The organism is Paenibacillus contaminans, assembly GCF_003285015.1.
GTDB classification, from domain to species: domain Bacteria; phylum Bacillota; class Bacilli; order Paenibacillales; family NBRC-103111; genus Paenibacillus_V; species Paenibacillus_V contaminans.
This window is the reverse complement of the sequence record NZ_QMFB01000002.1, coordinates 523306-539965: the sequence shown is the minus strand read 5'-3', so window position 1 is coordinate 539965 and position 16660 is coordinate 523306. Positions and strand designations below refer to the sequence as shown.

The 16660-nt window shown below is 51.4% G+C and carries 11 protein-coding genes; 9 read left to right on the top strand and 2 right to left on the bottom strand.

All coding sequences use genetic code 11. From position 1 onward, the window contains the following. Positions 1-45: 45 nt before the first annotated feature. Positions 46-1038 carry a siderophore ABC transporter substrate-binding protein gene (locus DQG23_RS06445; RefSeq protein WP_113029975.1) on the top strand — a complete coding sequence of 331 codons (993 nt, stop codon included), beginning with the start codon at positions 46-48 and terminating at the stop codon, positions 1036-1038. Between the two features lie 562 nt (positions 1039-1600). Here DQG23_RS06445 and DQG23_RS06440 read toward each other — a convergent pair. Beyond that, positions 1601-2374 carry a Cof-type HAD-IIB family hydrolase gene (locus DQG23_RS06440; protein WP_113030041.1) on the bottom strand — a complete coding sequence of 258 codons (774 nt, stop codon included), beginning with the start codon at positions 2372-2374 and terminating at the stop codon, positions 1601-1603. A gap of 348 nt (positions 2375-2722) precedes the next feature. Between DQG23_RS06440 and ytxC the strand changes: the two genes are divergently transcribed. From ytxC to DQG23_RS06420, 4 genes are all read left to right on the top strand, one after another. Further along, the gene (gene ytxC / locus DQG23_RS06435; RefSeq protein ID WP_113029974.1) at positions 2723-3643 is read left to right on the top strand and encodes a putative sporulation protein YtxC; all 921 of its coding nucleotides are present in this window, start codon (positions 2723-2725) and stop codon (positions 3641-3643) included. A gap of 369 nt (positions 3644-4012) precedes the next feature. Beyond that, positions 4013-5959: a threonine--tRNA ligase gene (gene thrS, locus DQG23_RS06430; RefSeq protein ID WP_113029973.1), complete on the top strand. Its 1947-nt coding sequence runs from the start codon at positions 4013-4015 to the stop codon at positions 5957-5959. A 338-nt stretch (positions 5960-6297) separates the two neighbouring features. After that, positions 6298-8226: a threonine--tRNA ligase gene (thrS, locus tag DQG23_RS06425; RefSeq protein ID WP_113029972.1), complete on the top strand. Its 1929-nt coding sequence runs from the start codon at positions 6298-6300 to the stop codon at positions 8224-8226. Between the two features lie 167 nt (positions 8227-8393). Continuing rightward, positions 8394-9113, top strand: a complete 720-nt coding sequence (locus tag DQG23_RS06420) for a 3D domain-containing protein (RefSeq protein ID WP_238177775.1) — start codon at positions 8394-8396, stop codon at positions 9111-9113. Positions 9114-9182: 69 nt separating this feature from the next. On the opposite strand, the gene DQG23_RS06415 is transcribed toward DQG23_RS06420, so the two are convergent. After that, positions 9183-13283 (bottom strand): DUF4838 domain-containing protein, encoded by a 4101-nt coding sequence (locus DQG23_RS06415; RefSeq protein ID WP_113029971.1) that lies wholly within the window; start codon positions 13281-13283, stop codon positions 9183-9185. Between the two features lie 281 nt (positions 13284-13564). Here DQG23_RS06415 and DQG23_RS06410 point away from each other — a divergent pair, with 281 nt between their 5' ends. The 4 genes from DQG23_RS06410 to liaF all read left to right on the top strand — a co-directional run bounded on the left by DQG23_RS06410 (position 13565) and on the right by liaF (position 16650). Further along, positions 13565-14614: a LacI family DNA-binding transcriptional regulator gene (locus DQG23_RS06410; RefSeq protein ID WP_113029970.1), complete on the top strand. Its 1050-nt coding sequence runs from the start codon at positions 13565-13567 to the stop codon at positions 14612-14614. Positions 14615-14714: 100 nt separating this feature from the next. Next, positions 14715-14846: a hypothetical protein gene (locus tag DQG23_RS43385; RefSeq protein WP_272949031.1), complete on the top strand. Its 132-nt coding sequence runs from the start codon at positions 14715-14717 to the stop codon at positions 14844-14846. 207 nt (positions 14847-15053) lie between these two features. After that, entirely contained in the window at positions 15054-15431 is a 378-nt protein-coding gene (locus DQG23_RS06405; RefSeq protein ID WP_113029969.1) for a hypothetical protein, read from the top strand. A gap of 196 nt (positions 15432-15627) precedes the next feature. Continuing rightward, a complete protein-coding gene (gene liaF / locus DQG23_RS06400; protein ID WP_238177774.1) occupies positions 15628-16650 on the top strand; it encodes a cell wall-active antibiotics response protein LiaF in 1023 nt (340 codons plus the stop codon). The last annotated feature ends 10 nt before the right edge of the window (positions 16651-16660 follow it).

Genomic DNA, 16660 nt, shown 5'->3' with positions numbered 1-16660 from the left:
TAAAAGGAATTTCATATATAACCAAAATATTATGAGGTGATTAGGATGAAGAAGAAACTGATGTTACCCGTATTATCCCTGATTGTAGCGCTTGGCGTATCCGCCTGCGGCGCCGGCAAAACCGAGACGAACAATGCGGCAGGAAGCGCGAGCCCTTCGGCAGCGGCATCGGCATCGCCGTCAGCGGCACCGTCGGCACCGACGGAAGTGACGATCAAGCACAAGCTCGGCGAAACGAAGGTCAAAACGAATCCGAAAAACGTCGTCGTTTTCGATTTCGGCATTCTCGACTCGCTCGACAAGCTGGGTATCGAAGTAACCGGCGTGCCGCAGGCGAACATTCCGCCGTATTTGGCTAAATACAAAGACGCAAAATACAAAAACGTGGGCAGCTTGACCGAGCCCGATTTCGAGAAAATCAACGCGCTCAAGCCTGAGCTGATCATCATTTCCGGCAGACAGCAAACCGGTTACGACGAGCTCAAAAAAATCGCGCCGACCGTTTTCCTTGGCGTCGATACGGCTAAATATATGGACTCCTACACGGAAAATACGAAGACGCTCGGCCTTATTTTCGGCAAGGAGAAGGTGGTCGAGGAAGAACTGGCCAAAGTAACGGCTTCGATCAAAACCGTATCCGATAAAGTCAAAGCGCAAAACAAAAACGCGCTGATCGTGCTCGCCAACGAAGGCAGCTTGAGCGCTTACGGCGCGGGTTCCCGTTTCGGCATCATTCATGACGTAATCGGCTTCAAGCCGGCAGACGAGAACATCAAGGTAACAACCCATGGAGATCCGATTTCGCCCGAATACATTCTCGAGAAAAACCCGGATTATTTGTTCGTCGTCGACCGTACGGCAGCCGTAGGCGGCGAGTCGAGCGCAAAGAAAACCGTCGAGAACGAGCTCGTGAAGAAAACGAATGCGTTCAAAAACGGCACTATCGTTTATCTTGACCCGAACTACTGGTACCTTTCCGGCGGCGGCCTCATCTCCGTAGCGGAAATGGTGAAAGAACTGGATGCTGGCGTGAAGTAAACGATCGGATTCGGCTGCTCGCAGGGGGACGGCGATTCGTCCGGTCGCCTGATTCCCCGCATGCGGGGGATGGCAATGAGCTCGTGAACCGGCTGCGGGCCTCAACGCACGGCCAGCCGGCAGTCAGCCCTCGCGAAGTAGTTCCATGCGCTAGATATGACAGCGCTTGACGGCTGTCGCCTCGTGCGTGACGATAAGCGCGACCCTAATGAAAAAAGCCCTTGTTCTTCCTTATTGAAGGAAGAACAAGGGCTTTTTTGGGGTTCTTTTTAACAGTAGTTGGTTCCAATCCTCAGTAAAAACGTGCGGAGAAGCTGCTCTTACGAGCGCTAACTGGATAACATACAGCTAATTTCGTCTAAAAGGCGGTAAAAAGGCATTTAGATGGAAAAACTCCAGTTAAAATTCTGCATTTTCTCCTATTTAGGGAATTTCAATAATAATAACTGTAGCTTTTCCATTAAGATCTACGAATCAAGGGATATTCCGAAAAATAGCTGGAGGTTTTCCAGTTCGTATGGAGGCAAATTTGCGTGTACGCGAAGTTATGCGCTCCTCACCGTCAAAGCAGCCCCACCATCTGAAGCCCTTTCCAAATCCCGTCCTCGGAGCTCGAGGCGGTTACCATTTTGGCCGCATCCTTCGCTTCGTTGACCGCGTTACCCATGGCAATGCCGATGCCTGCAGAAGCGAGCATTTCAACGTCGTTTAAGCCGTCGCCGAAGGCGAAGCTGTTCTCAGGGCGAATGCCGAGAATGCGGAGCATCTGCTCGATGCCGATCGCTTTCGAGCTGCCCGAGGGAAGGACGTCAACGGCATAGTCATGCCAGCGAACGAAGCGAAGCTGCGGAAATTTTTGATCATACACCGTCTGCTCTTCATTGTCGACAAAGAGATAGCCCTGATACACCGGCTCGTTAAGATGAAAATAAGGGTCGACCGGCGGATGCGGCAATTCGATCGTGGCGAAGCTATTTCGGATATGGGGGTGATTTTCGGCCAGTGCACGGACCTTATCGGAGCTGCAGGTTGCCAGAGCATGGCCGCTCGTTGTCGTCAGCTCGACGAGTTCCTTAAGGATAACGCGATCGATCGGATTGGAATAAATCGTTCGGCCCTCGTGAACGACGTACTGCCCGTTGATGGACACGTAGGAGCTTATGCCAAGCTCTTCTCTGACCCAGTCGAACATGGACGGTATTCTGCCCGTCGCAATGGCCGTCACGATGCCTTTATCTTGAAGGGAACGAACGGCTTTTTTCGTCGAATCCGGAATTTCGTTCCGGTTGTTCAGCAGCGTTCCGTCAATATCGAAAAATACGATCTTTTTCTCCATATAATTCCGTAACCTCCATTGTATCCTTCCGCCCCCGGCAATGATCGTTCGGGAATGTCGTGCAATTCCTGCCGTTCCTAGACTTGCCCCGCTTGTCATTCTCGAACGTCCGATTTCGGCATACGCATCGATCATCGCCTCCAAGCGGATAGTTGGATTTATTATACCATACCATCCGTAACTCGTGCGGTACCGCATACCAGACATCAGCGATCGCAAACATCGTCCGCCTCTCTGATTTTGGCTCCTTTTTCCCAATCGGTTCATTGTATATCTCCTTTTGTTAAACCATATACTTGTAAGGAAACGACTCGCACGACAAATGGCTTTAGCGAGGGGAGTGAGCATATGGACGGGATTACGATAACGGTGATGGCTTCCAAAGAGCATTCGGGAATCGCGCTTCAGGCCCATCTGGAGCGTCTGCTGCAGGCATACGCAGGCAAAATCCGTTTGGAAACGGAGCACTTCGGCGAGTTTGCGCAAATCCGCTGCGAACGGCCGTCGAAAACGGTATGGAAAGAACCGCTGCGCATGATCATCCAAGACAAAATCGGTTCGGCAATTGCCGCTTATATCGTGCAGGAAGAGGAGCTGGAGCTTCTGCGCAGCATCATCATGACGGATTTTGCGTATGAAGATGAGGAAGAAGTCGCCAAGATCGTGCAGTATTGCGGAAGCATGCTGAACACACAGGACGATCCCGAGCTCGCGACCGATCATAGCCGTAAGCGGAGAGAGCAGCTTATCGCACAAGAAGTCGGCGTTTTTCTGAAGGAAAACGTGACGATCAACATTCACGGCCTTCTTCAGTTCCGGCTTCAAGGGTATTTGGAGGAGCTGCGCGAAATCGTCGAGTATGCGGTAGATGAATATTTAATGGATAAGCAATACCAGGAATTTATTTCGCTCTTGAAATATTTCGTCTTTATCCAGGATACGAAAATTCCCGAAGCCCATCTTATGCATAAAGGCGGCAATGAATTCGTCATTTTGAACGAGCAGATGAAGCCGATTACGGCGGAAGACATCGATGAAACGCTATCGGTCGAATGGCTGGACTCGGACTTCAATTTCGAGGATTTGATCGTAAGCACGCTTATTACGGTTGCGCCGCAGCGCATCTATATCCATACGCGCGAGCCGGAGGTGGCGGTCATCCGCACGATCGTGCAAATATTCGAGGAGCGGGCCAAATTATGCCATTACTGCCGCGTCTGCAAGCCGCTGCTGGGCGAACGGAGCAAACAGGATCAGTTGTCCCCTTGACCGGGGATGCCGTCCTGATTATAATAAAACGTAAATTCACAAGTTTAAGCGATTATCGAAGACATGAGTTCGTACGGAACCGGCACAGAGAAGGAAGCCATGGCTGCAAGCTTCTTACGTAAACCGGACGAATTTACCCCTTTGTAGCTTCGGAATGGAACGCTGCGCCGGCTATGCCGCCCGGTCAGTACATCCCGACGGATCATTCCCGATATCGAATGCCTGAGGATTCGTTCCTGATGTTTTCGGCATGAGCCGGCGCAGGACGATCGAAGTAGGGTGGAACCACGAGCTGAACGCACTCGTCCCTTATAGGAGAGATGCGTTTTTTTGCGTTCAAATAAAATTAAACGGAAAGGCTGATCACTAATGGCAGTAAACATTACATTCCCTGACGGCGCGGTACGCGAGTATGCGCAAGGAACCACAATCGAGGATATAGCGGGATCGATCAGCTCGGGGCTGAAAAAAAATGCGGTCGCCGGCAAAGTAAACGGCAAAGTGGTCGACCTGAACACGGCGCTGCAAGAAGACGCGAAAGTGGAAATCGTGACGCTGGACAGCGAAGACGGTCTTGAAGTTTACCGCCACAGTACGGCGCACTTGATGGCGCAAGCCATTAAACGCATTTTCGGCGAAAAAACGGTGAAGCTCGGTATCGGGCCCGTCATTGAGGATGGTTTTTATTATGACATCGATCTGGAGACGCCGCTTTCTTCCGACGACTTAAGCCGCATCGAGAAGGAAATGGAGAAGATTACGCAAGAAAATATCGCGATTTCCCGCCGCGAAGTTAGCCGCGAAGAAGCGGTTCGCATTTTCAGCGAGCTTGAGGATCCGCTTAAGCTTGAGCTTATTCGCGATTTACCTGCGGAATCGGTCATTACCATTTACGATCAGGGCGAGTTTTTCGACCTGTGCCGCGGACCGCATTTGCCGTCGACCGGCCGGATTAAAGCCTTCAAGCTGCTGAGCGTAGCCGGCGCATACTGGCGCGGCGATTCGAAGAACAAGATGCTTCAGCGCATTTACGGTACGGCTTTCCCGAAAAAAGCGCAGCTTGACGAGCATCTGCACCTTCTTGAAGAAGCGAAAAAACGCGACCACCGGAAGCTCGGCAAAGAGCTGAAGACCTTTACCTTCTCCCGCGAAGTCGGGCAAGGGCTTCCGCTTTGGCTGCCGGCCGGCGCCAAAATCCGCCGCACGATGGAGCGTTATATCGTCGATCTCGAGGAAAGACTCGGATATCAGCACGTTTATACGCCGGTGCTTGCGAACGTGGAGCTGTACAAAATTTCCGGTCACTGGGAGCACTATCAAGAGGATATGTTCCCGAAAATGACGCTGGATAACGAAGAGCTCGTGCTTCGTCCGATGAACTGCCCGCATCATATGATGGTGTACAAAAGCGAAATGCGAAGCTACCGCGACCTGCCGGTCCGCATAGCGGAGCTCGGCACCATGCACCGGTACGAAATGTCCGGCGCGTTGACCGGATTGCATCGCGTACGCGCGATGACGTTGAACGACGCGCATATTTTCTGCCGTCTGGACCAAATCAAGGAAGAGTTCGGCCGCGTCGTAAAGCTGATCCGTCAAGTATACGAGGATTTCGGCATCAAGGAATACCGTTTCCGTCTGTCGTACCGCGATCCGAAGGATACGGAAAAATATTTCCAAAACGACGAAATGTGGGAGACCGCGCAGCGCATGCTTCGCGAGGTTGTCGAAGAGCTCGATCTGCCGTTCTACGAGGCGGAAGGCGAGGCGGCGTTCTACGGACCGAAGCTTGACGTTCAAATCAAAACCGCACTGAAAAAAGAAGAAACGCTCTCGACCGCGCAAATCGACTTCCTGCTGCCTGAACGGTTCCAGCTGGAATACGTCGGCGACGACGGCCAGAAGCACCGCCCGGTCGTTATTCACCGCGGCATCATAAGCACGATGGAGCGGATGACCGCCTACTTGCTCGAAAACTTCGCAGGCGCGCTGCCTACTTGGCTGTCGCCCGAGCAAGCCCGCATCATCCCGGTTTCGCCGGCGTTCGAGGCGCAAGCGAACGAGCTGAAGGAGAGGCTGCAGCTTGCGGGTATCCGCGTAGAGGCGGATGTGCGCAATGAGAAGCTCGGCTACAAAATCCGCGAGGCGCAGCTCGAGAAAATTCCTTATATGCTCGTCATCGGCGAGAATGAAGTGAACAACGGCACATTCTCCGTACGTAAGCGCGGACAAGGCGATATCGGCGCGCATAGCGTGGAAGCGACGATCGCGATGATAACGGATGATATCAAAAACAAGTCGCAGGATCAGGAATAAGAGAATATTGAGTAAGTTATGATCAAAGACATGAGTCTGCCAGGGAGCGGCACAGAGAGAGGGGTTCCGGCTGAAAGCCCCTTCCGTCAGCCCGGCGGATTTACCGCTTTGTAGCTTCGATAGGGAACGATGCGTATCAGGATAGTAGAGTCATGCTGCCCCATCCGCGCATTCAGTATCGATCGACGGTTCATCCCCGTTACCGGATGGCTGAGGATTCGCCGCGCAAGCGGCGGATCGAATCAGGGTGGAACCACGGGTTTAAACGCACTCGTCCCTTTTGTGGGACGGCTGCGTTTTTTTTGTTTTCACAAAAATCGAATAAGGAGGAAACGGAAATGAAACCGAATGAGATTCAAGTTATGTTGTCCGACGGAGCTGTAAGAAAGGTGGCGGCAGGCACGACGGCGGCGCAGCTGGCGGAAGCGATCAGCCCGGGGCTGAAGAAAAACGCGGTGGCGGGGAAAGCGGACGGGAAGCTCGTCGATTTGAACGTTCCGCTGCCGGACGGCGCGAAGGTGGAGATCGTTACGCTGGACAGCGACGACGGTTTGAGCGTTTACCGGCATAGCACGGCGCATCTGATGGCGCAGGCTATCAAGCGTTTGTTCGGCGGAAAGTCGGTTAAGCTCGGCATCGGTCCCGTTATCGAAGACGGTTTCTACTATGACATCGATCTGGAGAAGCCGTTGTCCTCGGAAGACTTGGCCGGTATCGAGACTGAAATGGAACGGATCGTCCGGGAGGATTTGTCGATTGCCAGACGAGAGGTGAGCCGCGAGGAGGCGGTTCGAATTTTCAGCGAATTGGAGGATCCGTTCAAGCTGGAGCTGATTCGGGATTTGCCTGAGGACGCCGTCATCAGCATTTATGACCAGGGCGAATTTTTCGATCTTTGCCGGGGACCGCATCTGCCGTCGACAGGCCGGATTAAAGCGTTCAAGCTGCTAAGCGTGGCCGGCGCTTATTGGCGGGGAGACGCGAACAATAAGATGCTGCAGCGCATTTACGGCACGGCTTTCCCGAAAAAAGCGCAGCTCGATGAGTTTCTTCACCGGCTTGAGGAAGCGAAAAAGCGGGATCACCGCAAGCTCGGCAAAGAGCTGGAACTGTTCATGTTTTCGGAAGAGGCGCCGGGTATGCCTTTTTATTTGCCGAAGGGGATGATCGTCCGTAACGAGCTTGAGGCATTCTCGCGCGGAAGAAGCGGAGCGGATTACGAAGAAGTGCGTACGCCGCTTATAATGAACAGAAAGCTTTGGGAGCAGTCGGGCCATTGGGATCATTACAAAGACAATATGTATTTTACGGATGTAGACGAAACGGCGTTTGCGTTAAAGCCCATGAACTGTCCGGGCCATATGCTCATATACAAAAATGCGCTTCATTCCTATCGCGAGCTGCCGATTCGTCTTGCCGAATTCGGCCAGGTGCACAGACATGAGTTTTCCGGGGCGTTGAACGGCATGATGCGCGTGAGAACGTTTTGTCAGGACGATGCCCACCTGTTCGTCCTTCCGGAGCAAATCGAAGCGGAAATCGCGAATATTATCGCGCTGATCGACAGCATGTACCGCGTGTTCGGCTTCGAATACCGCATCGAGCTGTCGACGCGGCCGGAAGATTCGATGGGCTCCGACGAGCTGTGGGAGCGGGCGGAAGCTTCGCTGCGAAGCGTGCTGGAATCGCAAGGGATCGTTTATCGGCTAAACGAGGGAGACGGGGCGTTTTACGGTCCCAAAATCGACTTCCACATCTATGACGCGCTGAAAAGAAGCTGGCAGTGCGGAACGATCCAGCTCGATTTTCAAATGCCGGAAAAATTCGATCTGTCCTATGTCGGCGAAGACGGCCAGAAGCATCGTCCGGTCGTTATCCATCGCGCCGTTTACGGGTCGATCGACCGGTTTATCGGCATCCTGACGGAGCATTATGCCGGCGCTTTTCCGGTTTGGCTGTCGCCGGTGCAAGCCGTCATTATCCCGGTTTCCGATGCGCAAGCGGAATATGCTTTGGAAGCGCGCAAGAAGCTGCTGGAAGCCGGCATTCGCGTCGAAGTTGATCTGAGGAACGAAAAGCTCGGCTATAAAATTCGCGAAGCGCAGCTGCAGAAGGCTCCTTATATGCTTGTCGTAGGTGAGAACGAGAGGAATGCCGGCACTTTCTCCGTAAGGAGACGCGGACAGGGCGATATCGGCGTTCACGGCATCGAGGAAACGGCCGCCATGATCACAAAAGAAATAAGCGGCAGATTGGGCGACCGCTAAGCCCTCCATTCTGACCTTAGCGGCGGTTTGGCGGTTAACAAGCGCGTAGGAGCACAGATGCATAATCGTCCGTTTTTTTGGGTACCTTATTTGTTAATATGCCGTTTTTGGGCTTATTGAGGCATGTTAAACAGGACACCCTCATTGAGGGGGAGGTAGTCAATCAAATGATTTCGAAAGCGTTAAGTCAGTTCAAACGGCTTGGCATTGTAAGCATGTTGGCGGCGATCCTATTCGTCGGAGCGATGGAGCAAGCCGGTGCGGCCGGCCGGACCGCAGCGCAAGCCGGGCATTATCGTCAGGATGCTGCGCCTGCAGCCCATCATATGGTCAAGGTGCCGCTCTTGAAGGAGTTTGCCGCCGGCGCGAACCGCACGGTTGCTTTCGCAGAGCCCGGAACGGCCGAGGAGCCGAACATAGCCGAGATGGAGGAGAGCGACCTTTTTGCTAACTTGGATAAATTGCTTGACCGCTTCGATACGGTAGAGGTTGTTGCGACCGGCTACTCCGCCGGGAAGGAATCGACCGGCAAGACGCCGGGCCATCCGGAATACGGCATTACGTACTCGGGCGTTAAAGTGCGCAAGGATAAATTTTCGACGATCGCGGCCGATCCGAAGGTTTTCCCGCTCGGCACGGTTCTGTACATTCCCGGCTACGGGTTCGGCGTCGTGGCGGATACAGGCAGCAAAATAAAGGGACATAAGATCGACTTGTACTTCAAAACGAAAAATCAGGTTTACCAGCAATGGGGCAAAAAGACGGTGCGCGTCCACGTGCTGATCCGGGGCGACGGCAAAGTGACGGAAGCGATGATGGATAGGCTCAACGCGCTCAAAACGGTTCCCGTCGAGCAGGCGGAAGCCGCTCCGGCTAAATCGCAGTAATAAAGCGGTAAAAGGTTTTTCCAGCAAAAAGGCGCAGATCCTAGTCTAACGGGATCTGCGCCTTTTCCATTACGGCATTTCTATGATTTCGAGTTTCATGTTGTCAAACCACACAGGCGCCCCTGCGTTTTTCAGTATTCTTAAATAGACTTGGAGAATCTTTGCATCCGCTCGGGGAACGAGCTCTAATTCAAAGTATTGCCACTCTGCGATTGAATTGCTGGCTGCGGTAAAATCATATTTCAGCGATGTACCGCCTGTCGCTTGATTCGTTTGACGCAAACCGAATTGGGCTTGGCTGTTCTCGCTGTACACCCATCCGCTCAAACGGTATTTGGCTCCCGGAATAACGGTAACATGGTCGGAGCGGGCTTCTTTGTATGAGTTCGGATCAGGCATCATTTTGAAAGCGTAGCTTCCGTTTTGCTTTTTCTCATTCGATCGCTCTGCTACACTGCCAATTCTGACCCAGTCCTTTGCAAGTAATGGATTCGCCGGATCGGCCTCCTCGAAGCCGGGGTTTTTCAAAAGGTTCGTGTAGTGAGCTACCTTGAGCTTCGTTTGCAGCACAGTTTTTCCACTCAGCTCCAAGCCGATATCCATGAGGTAGTCGCCTTCTTCCAGCGCCTCAGGAACGGTTAAAGTTCCTTCAACTGTTGAAGATTGGTTAGCAGGGACGGTTACCGGATTGTCAAAATTGAGTTGAATCCCGTCAGTTATATTCCCTGACAGCTCGAAAGTAAAAGTTTCAGAACTATTATTTTTGATTGTTACTGGAACTTTGTACGTCCCGGCATGCGTAGTCCGGAACTCCTGGCTTGCGTACTGAAAATCGATTTGTTTTCTGATAAGCGCAAAAGCTTCGTCGGCCAGCGCTTGATAATCGCCTCCACTCAACACATTATTGGATCGAAGCCGCTTCGCTTCTTCTATGAAATCGGCGAGCAAGCTTACATATTGTTTACTCTCATTCTGCTGATATTTTTCTTCCGCTGTTTGGAGCAGCGAAATCATCGGTTGAGCCTGGGCGCCGGCCAGCTTCCCTTCTTCGATATAGCTATTAACTAGCTCAATCAATTCCGCCGTGCCGTATCGGACTTGATAAACCCCGATATCATCCACATAAACCACGGCATCCGACGCATTTTTAATTTGCGTGTTGATTAAAATATTTTGAATATCGCGGCCGTTAATTTGCGCCGGCATTTCTTCCAAGAATGTAAGCTCGGTCCATTGTCCGGCGTGGTCGGCTAAAGTCATCGCCTCGGAATAATAAACGAGTTTGTCCTTGCCGGTATGGAGCTCAATGACGATTTGAATGACGCCTTTGCTGGTTGTCCCTGGCGGCGTGTAAAATTTGACGGAAGAAGCGAGCAATCCGGCATTCACGTTTACATACTTCCATACGCCGGCTTGCGATGCGTTTTTGAAGCGTAAACTGCGTTCTCCGGTGGAGGCGTATTCCTCCGATACTTCGATTAAAGCCGATCCGGCGGGATTCCATTTGTTCCAGGAGGGGACATTTTCCTCCTCGAAGGATGCGTCTTCGGCTAATGACTGTTCAATATCGATGCGATTTAACAAATGAGCGAATTCGCGAAGCTTCGGATTTGCGGCATTTTGTTGAAAGGAACGAATACGCTGCAAGATTGCGTTATTCTGATCCAGCGGTCCGTTATTCTCCAAGTAACGCAGCAGCTGCCAAAATTCATCCGGACTCCAACCGGACCAAGAAGCGCCTCTTGCAATCGGATCGACAGGATATTTTTGCGCAGGGTTCCGGTTAAACTCTTCAATAAGCCCGGGCCGGCGCTTGGCCATGTTCAATCGGACTTCAAGCGTTTGCTCCAGCTCATTCAACATCGCTAATACTTCGCCATCATTATTCAGCGTTTTGATTTGGCGCGGATAAGAAAGCGTTGAGGCTTCATAATATTCGAATTGGCGCAAGAGCTGTTGAGCTCTTGTTTTTTGGGCCGGCGTTTGAGCCTTCGCTACTGCCGATTCGAGCAACGGCCGGCTTTGCATCACTTCTTCGCGGGCATAGGCCAAGTAAGAATAACTGTTCCACGATAAAAAGGTAGCATCCTTGGATGTTTGGAACCAAGACGAATCGGTTGCTTCGGTTTTCCAGAATTGCTCCCACAGCTCGAAGTACTGTTTTAAATACGAAGCCGCTTCAGGGCCGACTGCAGCCTCATACCAATGGTCAAGCAGCGTATCCGCATCCTGCTCCATACTCCAGCCGAGTTTGGCGATGAGCCAAGGCTGCGGGCCGTCTCCGAGCACGGGATGCATATCCCAATGGTGCACCAGCACGTTCTGATCCTGTGCATACGCATACAATTGTTCTACCAGATGCGGATAAACGCGCGGAAGAGGATACACGTAGCTCAGCATGTAATCATACCAGCCCAATTGCTCCGCTTTTTCGCTCCAAGCTTCAAGATGCGCTTTGCCCTGCGCTTCCACTTCAGGATCCACCCAAGCTAAACGATCCTTAGTAATCACAGGAATGACACGCGGATTCAACGGGAACGAAGGAGGGTCCATCACTTGCTGATAAGCGTATAGACCGAACCATTTGTCCGGATAGTCCTGCAGTACCCCTTCGACTACCTCATTTACCCATTTGTAATAGATTTCGGACATGTGCTGTACGCCGACTGAGTTGATCTTGTTCGGATAATCGGGATGCGCGGGGTTTTCTTCGCAATATCCTCCTATATCGTTAGCAGCCAGAGAAAAGGCGATCGCCTTAGGATTATTGTGAAAGTACGCTTTGATATGTTCGATCGCTGCCGTAACCGTAGCCGGGTTGCTGTAACAAGGCTGCCAGCCCGTTTGAACGCCGGGAGCGGGCGGCTTATTATTCGGATAGAAATTGGGATACTTCGCTGTGTCTCCGTATTTCTCAACCGGGAAAATTGTGAAAATATTATGGCCAAGCGTGATTTCGGAAGCGGAAAGGGTCCGATTCTGACGCTGCCATTCGGACCGGATCGTGCCGTAAACAGTCTGGCTGCCCATATTCATCGTGCGCCTTAATGAGAAAGCTGTCGGCTCGTCTTTCCATGCTTCGCTCGGCATAAGCAGCTCATCGCTCTGCGGAACATCTATCCACTCTTCTCCCGGAAACAGCCACGTAACGCCTGCGTATTTCTCAAGAAAAGCGTAAGCCCCGTTGCGTGTTCCGACCGGTGTCGGGCCTGTAATAATCAACTCATGGCCTTCGGGAGCTATGAGGAAGCCGTCGGGATGCAAGGCTGCGACTTCATCTTCCAGCTCCTGATTACCGGTGTAGGAGCCGGCTCCAATCCGTATCGTGATCGTAGAGGGGTCCAAGATGAGACCGTCAAGCTGAGCGACGGTGTATACCGAAAGCGTTACGCCAGTCGCGCGTGCGATGTAGTCGGCAACCGCCGCTGCCGCCTCGTTTATTTCCGAACCGCTCTGCGCCGGCTTGACAATGACAGCGTGGGCTTGTCCTTGCGAGACGATGGCCAAAGGCTGTGAAGTCGGAGTCGATGCAGGCGTTGGCTCAGGCGTTTGCGTCGGTTCAGGAGTCGGCGTAGGCGATTGCGTGGGCTCAGGCGTTTGCGTCGGCGCCGGTGTTTCTGACGGCTCAGGCGTTGAGAGTTTCTTTACTTTTTTCGGAGCCTTTTCAAACGTAGAGCCTTTTGCCCCCTCGTGGACGATGGCTTCATCGATCTTGCCTTGGCCTGTTACATGAGTCAATTCCTGTATTGCGAGGGTATCGATCTTGGATTTTTTATCAAGATGCAAGGTAAGATCTTTGCTTGAAACTGTCATCGTTCCTTTAACATCTACATTTTCCAGGAACACTTCGCCTTCCCTGATCCCATCGGTTAAAAGCAGGTTTCCAAAAATTTTTATATCATGAAGCGTAACCCCGGACACGCTTACGACGACATCATTTCTGACAATATCGACACCTTTGGACGGACCATACGTACCGGGTTCATCATAAGTCGCCGTATATCCTTGCGTATCAGTGCCATTCGAAGCCGTCGTGCTGCTGCGAATGTCAGCCCCTTCTTCTCCATGTGCAACAGCATTCGAATTGAATGCGCTACCAAAAGACAAAAGCATGATAGTTAACATGAGCAACATAAGGAACAGCTTTTTAACAGAAGCAATCGGTTTCATAACAGCCTCCTTAATAACTTTAAAAAAAAATCCCTTTTTAAGCTTTTTAGTAATGCCACAGTTCCTTTCCCTTACAATAGAGTGCTTACATGCGCGTGCTAACGAAACTGAACCGAATTGATACTAATCATCATACCCTCCCTTCTTGCGCCTTCTCGGGCGCGACTAGCACTAATAGTTGGAAATACATAAAGTATAAATTGAAGTAAGTTCAATTTTTAGTTATTGTTTAGTTTTATTTTTTGTTATAATTATTAGGTGAAAGGAGTTGCGAATAAGCGATGGCCCGCTACCGAAAAATTACACTTCGCGATCTGTCCGACCGTCTCGGGATTTCTATTCATACCGTGTCGAGAGCGCTTCGCGGCTTGCCCGGGATGTCGGAAGAAACGCGGCATACCATTCACCAGATGGCCAAACAGCTCGGTTATCGGACGAAGGATCAGAAACTGGGCTTGGCCGCAGAAAATATTCCGCTGTTCTCAGACGAGAGGCGCAGATTTATGCTCATTATCACAAGAGCCAATGGAAGCTCGGATTTGAATCAACTTCTCCTTGCCGGTTTGCAGGACAAACTGTCCGAATTCGGCCATTCGATCGAAACGGTCATAGCTCCCGAAACTTTTGATCAAAGTTACCGGTTTGAAGATTGGGCCGAGAAATACAATCTGCAATATGCGGACGGCATTTTTATCCCGCCCTTAACCGGGCCGGAGCTGGAGAGCAAGCTGCTTGAGCTGCCGATGCCGCGCATTATCCTCAACTTCCCTCCGCCGGCGGCAAAGGCCGACAGTATCGCATGGGACGTCGAAACTTCGATTCATCAAGCGGTACGTTATTTTCGGGAGATGGGGCATACGAATCTGCTGTATATCGGTGCGCGGTGGAATTTCCGCGGTCTTATTTTCCGCTGGAGGGCTTTTACAGAAGCGATGAGGGTGGAAGGCATCGAGGTTGATCCCGACGATCATGTTACAGACCTGGTGAATGACAAAGAGAAATGGATGGAGATCGTCACCGAGCGCCTCCAAAGACGGAAACCGACGGCCATCTTGAACGGACTGGGCAGCAGACTGCCTTGGATTTACTTCGCATGCGGCAAGAACGGTTTGCAGATTCCCGAGGATTGCTCGCTCATCTCGCTCGAACACAGCAAAAGCGAGTTTTTGCCGCAATTGTCAAGACCGCTCATGCTCATTAAAGAATCCGGTGTGCGCGGAGCGGAACGGATGCTTTGGAGATTGGCGAATCCGCATTTGCCCTATGAACACATCCGGCTGCAAGGCGGCTTCTATAAAGGAGAGACGGTCAAGCCGTTGCGTAAACGTTGAGCACTCGCATAAGATAAATGCAGAGCCGTTCACCCATGACTTAAGTACGTACATAAAAAGCTCCCGCCTGCAAAAAATAGAGGTGTGGAGGTGAGCACCAATGGCGAAGAACAAAAAAAATAACAACAACAAGTACAACGCCGAGTTTGCGGAGGAAGTCGTTGAAATGAACAACAAACGTGCTGCGCAAAATTCGCCCGGCGAAAGCGCAAGCAAAAATGCCAAGCGGTAATATCCGAATGTGCTAAAAGAAAGAAAGCGGTGGAGCGCAGCAATTGCGCTGTACCGCTTTTTGACGTTGGTTATTCGCACGCTTGGACGCCGCGACCTGCTTTTACCCGCACTTCAAAATCGCTAAAAAAGACTACTCAATCCTTGAAAGTTGTAGTAAACTGATTTCATGTAATGAATAATAACATACGGAGATAGGTGATCTATCATGGAAGAGGCTTTATCGAATGAAAAGCGGCTCCCCGTAAAGAAGAAAAAATTCGCCGATATTTATACGTTTCTGGAAGCGTACATCGCCAAGCGGGAGCAGCAAATAGCCGAAATCATGCAGGTTGTCGAGCGTTTCGAGAAAAAAAGGCTCGCGGAAGAACGCTCGTATCAATCGGTGTCGCCGCTTCGCCGCATTTTTTCTGCGAAGAAGCCGGATCAACGCGTCGCGCTGGAGTATGTCCATCATGTTAAAAAACCGCTCGAGCAAGTAAAGAGGCTGCGGGCCGAAATCGAGGAAGTGCGCGCTATGCTGCGCAAATCGCAAGCGGGCGAGCCCGTCGAATTGACGGACGATATAGAGCGGGAGCTTTTATGAAAAACCGGTTCGGGCGAATCGGTCTTTTTTTTGCTCGAATTCTAGACCTTGTGTTTGTGTTATGAAATCTAACATAATCGTAACTCCGTTCGCCTCGGTCTCAAGACCGATAGCATGTTCATCCCCTCGCCTCTTTTGATTTCGCCGCTTATTTATTACACTATAAACAGAACGAACAGCGATGGAGGAAATGCCAATGAAATACTCGTTTATGAGCCGTGCAATGATCGGTCTTATGCTGATCGGAATCGGCGTTATGTTCATGCTGGATCAAATGGATTATTTGGAATTCGACTTTGGCTCCCTCTTCTCGACTTTCTGGCCTGTCGCGCTCATTCTTGTCGGGCTGCACGGGGCATTCTCGAGACGGCAGTATTCAGCCGGCGGGGGGGGCGGCGTTTGGAACGCATTTATCGTATTGCTGGGCGCCTTGTTCCTGCTCGACAATTTGGATATTTTCCACTTTACGTTTCAAATGATATGGCCGATAGCGATCATTTTCGCCGGGCTAAGCTTCCTGTTCGGAAGATCCGGCGGCAGACGCGATTGGAAGGAGCAGCCTCCTGCAGCGAAGAACGATCCGTCTTCGACCTATGACGCTCCCCCGCCGCCCGGTTACGATCCGACATTTACGTACGGCTCGTCTTTTGATAAGCAGAAAGAAGCGACTGCGAAAGCGGGGACGGAAATTCCGGCGGCACCATACACCGAAAGCAATCAAAATCAGTCTGCCGGCGGAAATTCGTACGGAAACGGCCATAAGTGGAAGCATAAGCACCACAACAAGCATCACAAACACCATCATCATAACTGGAGCTGGAATTGGAATATGCCGGAGGATTCCATTCAGCGCTCCAATTTTATCGGCGACGTGCATCTTGGAGTGGAGTATTGGGAGCTGAAGCCGACTCAAGTGTCTCATTTTATCGGCGATACGATTATCGATCTGACGAAAGCGAGCATTCCTTACGGCGAAACGAGAATTACGATTTCGGCTTTTATCGGGGACGTGAAAGTGTTCGTGCCGAACGACGCGCAAGTGGAAGTCCGCGTATCGACATCCTCATTCATCGGCGATTTGAATGTTCTCGACCGGTACGAGGGTGGGATGTTCAAGTCGGTGCAGCTGGAGACGCCGTTTTATGCCGAGGCGGACAAAAAAATATTCATTAACGTCAGCTCGTTCATCGGGGACGTTAGCGTGAAGAAGATCGGATGAGGCTATAGCT

Coding starts and splice junctions, on each gene's coding strand:
- DQG23_RS06445 (WP_113029975.1), top strand. CDS start 46: ATGAAGAAGAAACTGATGTTACCCGTATTATCCCTGATTGTAGCGCTT.
- DQG23_RS06440 (WP_113030041.1), bottom strand. CDS start 2,374: ATGGAGAAAAAGATCGTATTTTTCGATATTGACGGAACGCTGCTGAAC.
- ytxC (WP_113029974.1), top strand. CDS start 2,723: ATGGACGGGATTACGATAACGGTGATGGCTTCCAAAGAGCATTCGGGA.
- thrS (WP_113029973.1), top strand. CDS start 4,013: ATGGCAGTAAACATTACATTCCCTGACGGCGCGGTACGCGAGTATGCG.
- thrS (WP_113029972.1), top strand. CDS start 6,298: ATGAAACCGAATGAGATTCAAGTTATGTTGTCCGACGGAGCTGTAAGA.
- DQG23_RS06420 (WP_238177775.1), top strand. CDS start 8,394: ATGATTTCGAAAGCGTTAAGTCAGTTCAAACGGCTTGGCATTGTAAGC.
- DQG23_RS06415 (WP_113029971.1), bottom strand. CDS start 13,283: ATGAAACCGATTGCTTCTGTTAAAAAGCTGTTCCTTATGTTGCTCATG.
- DQG23_RS06410 (WP_113029970.1), top strand. CDS start 13,565: ATGGCCCGCTACCGAAAAATTACACTTCGCGATCTGTCCGACCGTCTC.
- DQG23_RS43385 (WP_272949031.1), top strand. CDS start 14,715: ATGGCGAAGAACAAAAAAAATAACAACAACAAGTACAACGCCGAGTTT.
- DQG23_RS06405 (WP_113029969.1), top strand. CDS start 15,054: ATGGAAGAGGCTTTATCGAATGAAAAGCGGCTCCCCGTAAAGAAGAAA.
- liaF (WP_238177774.1), top strand. CDS start 15,628: ATGAAATACTCGTTTATGAGCCGTGCAATGATCGGTCTTATGCTGATC.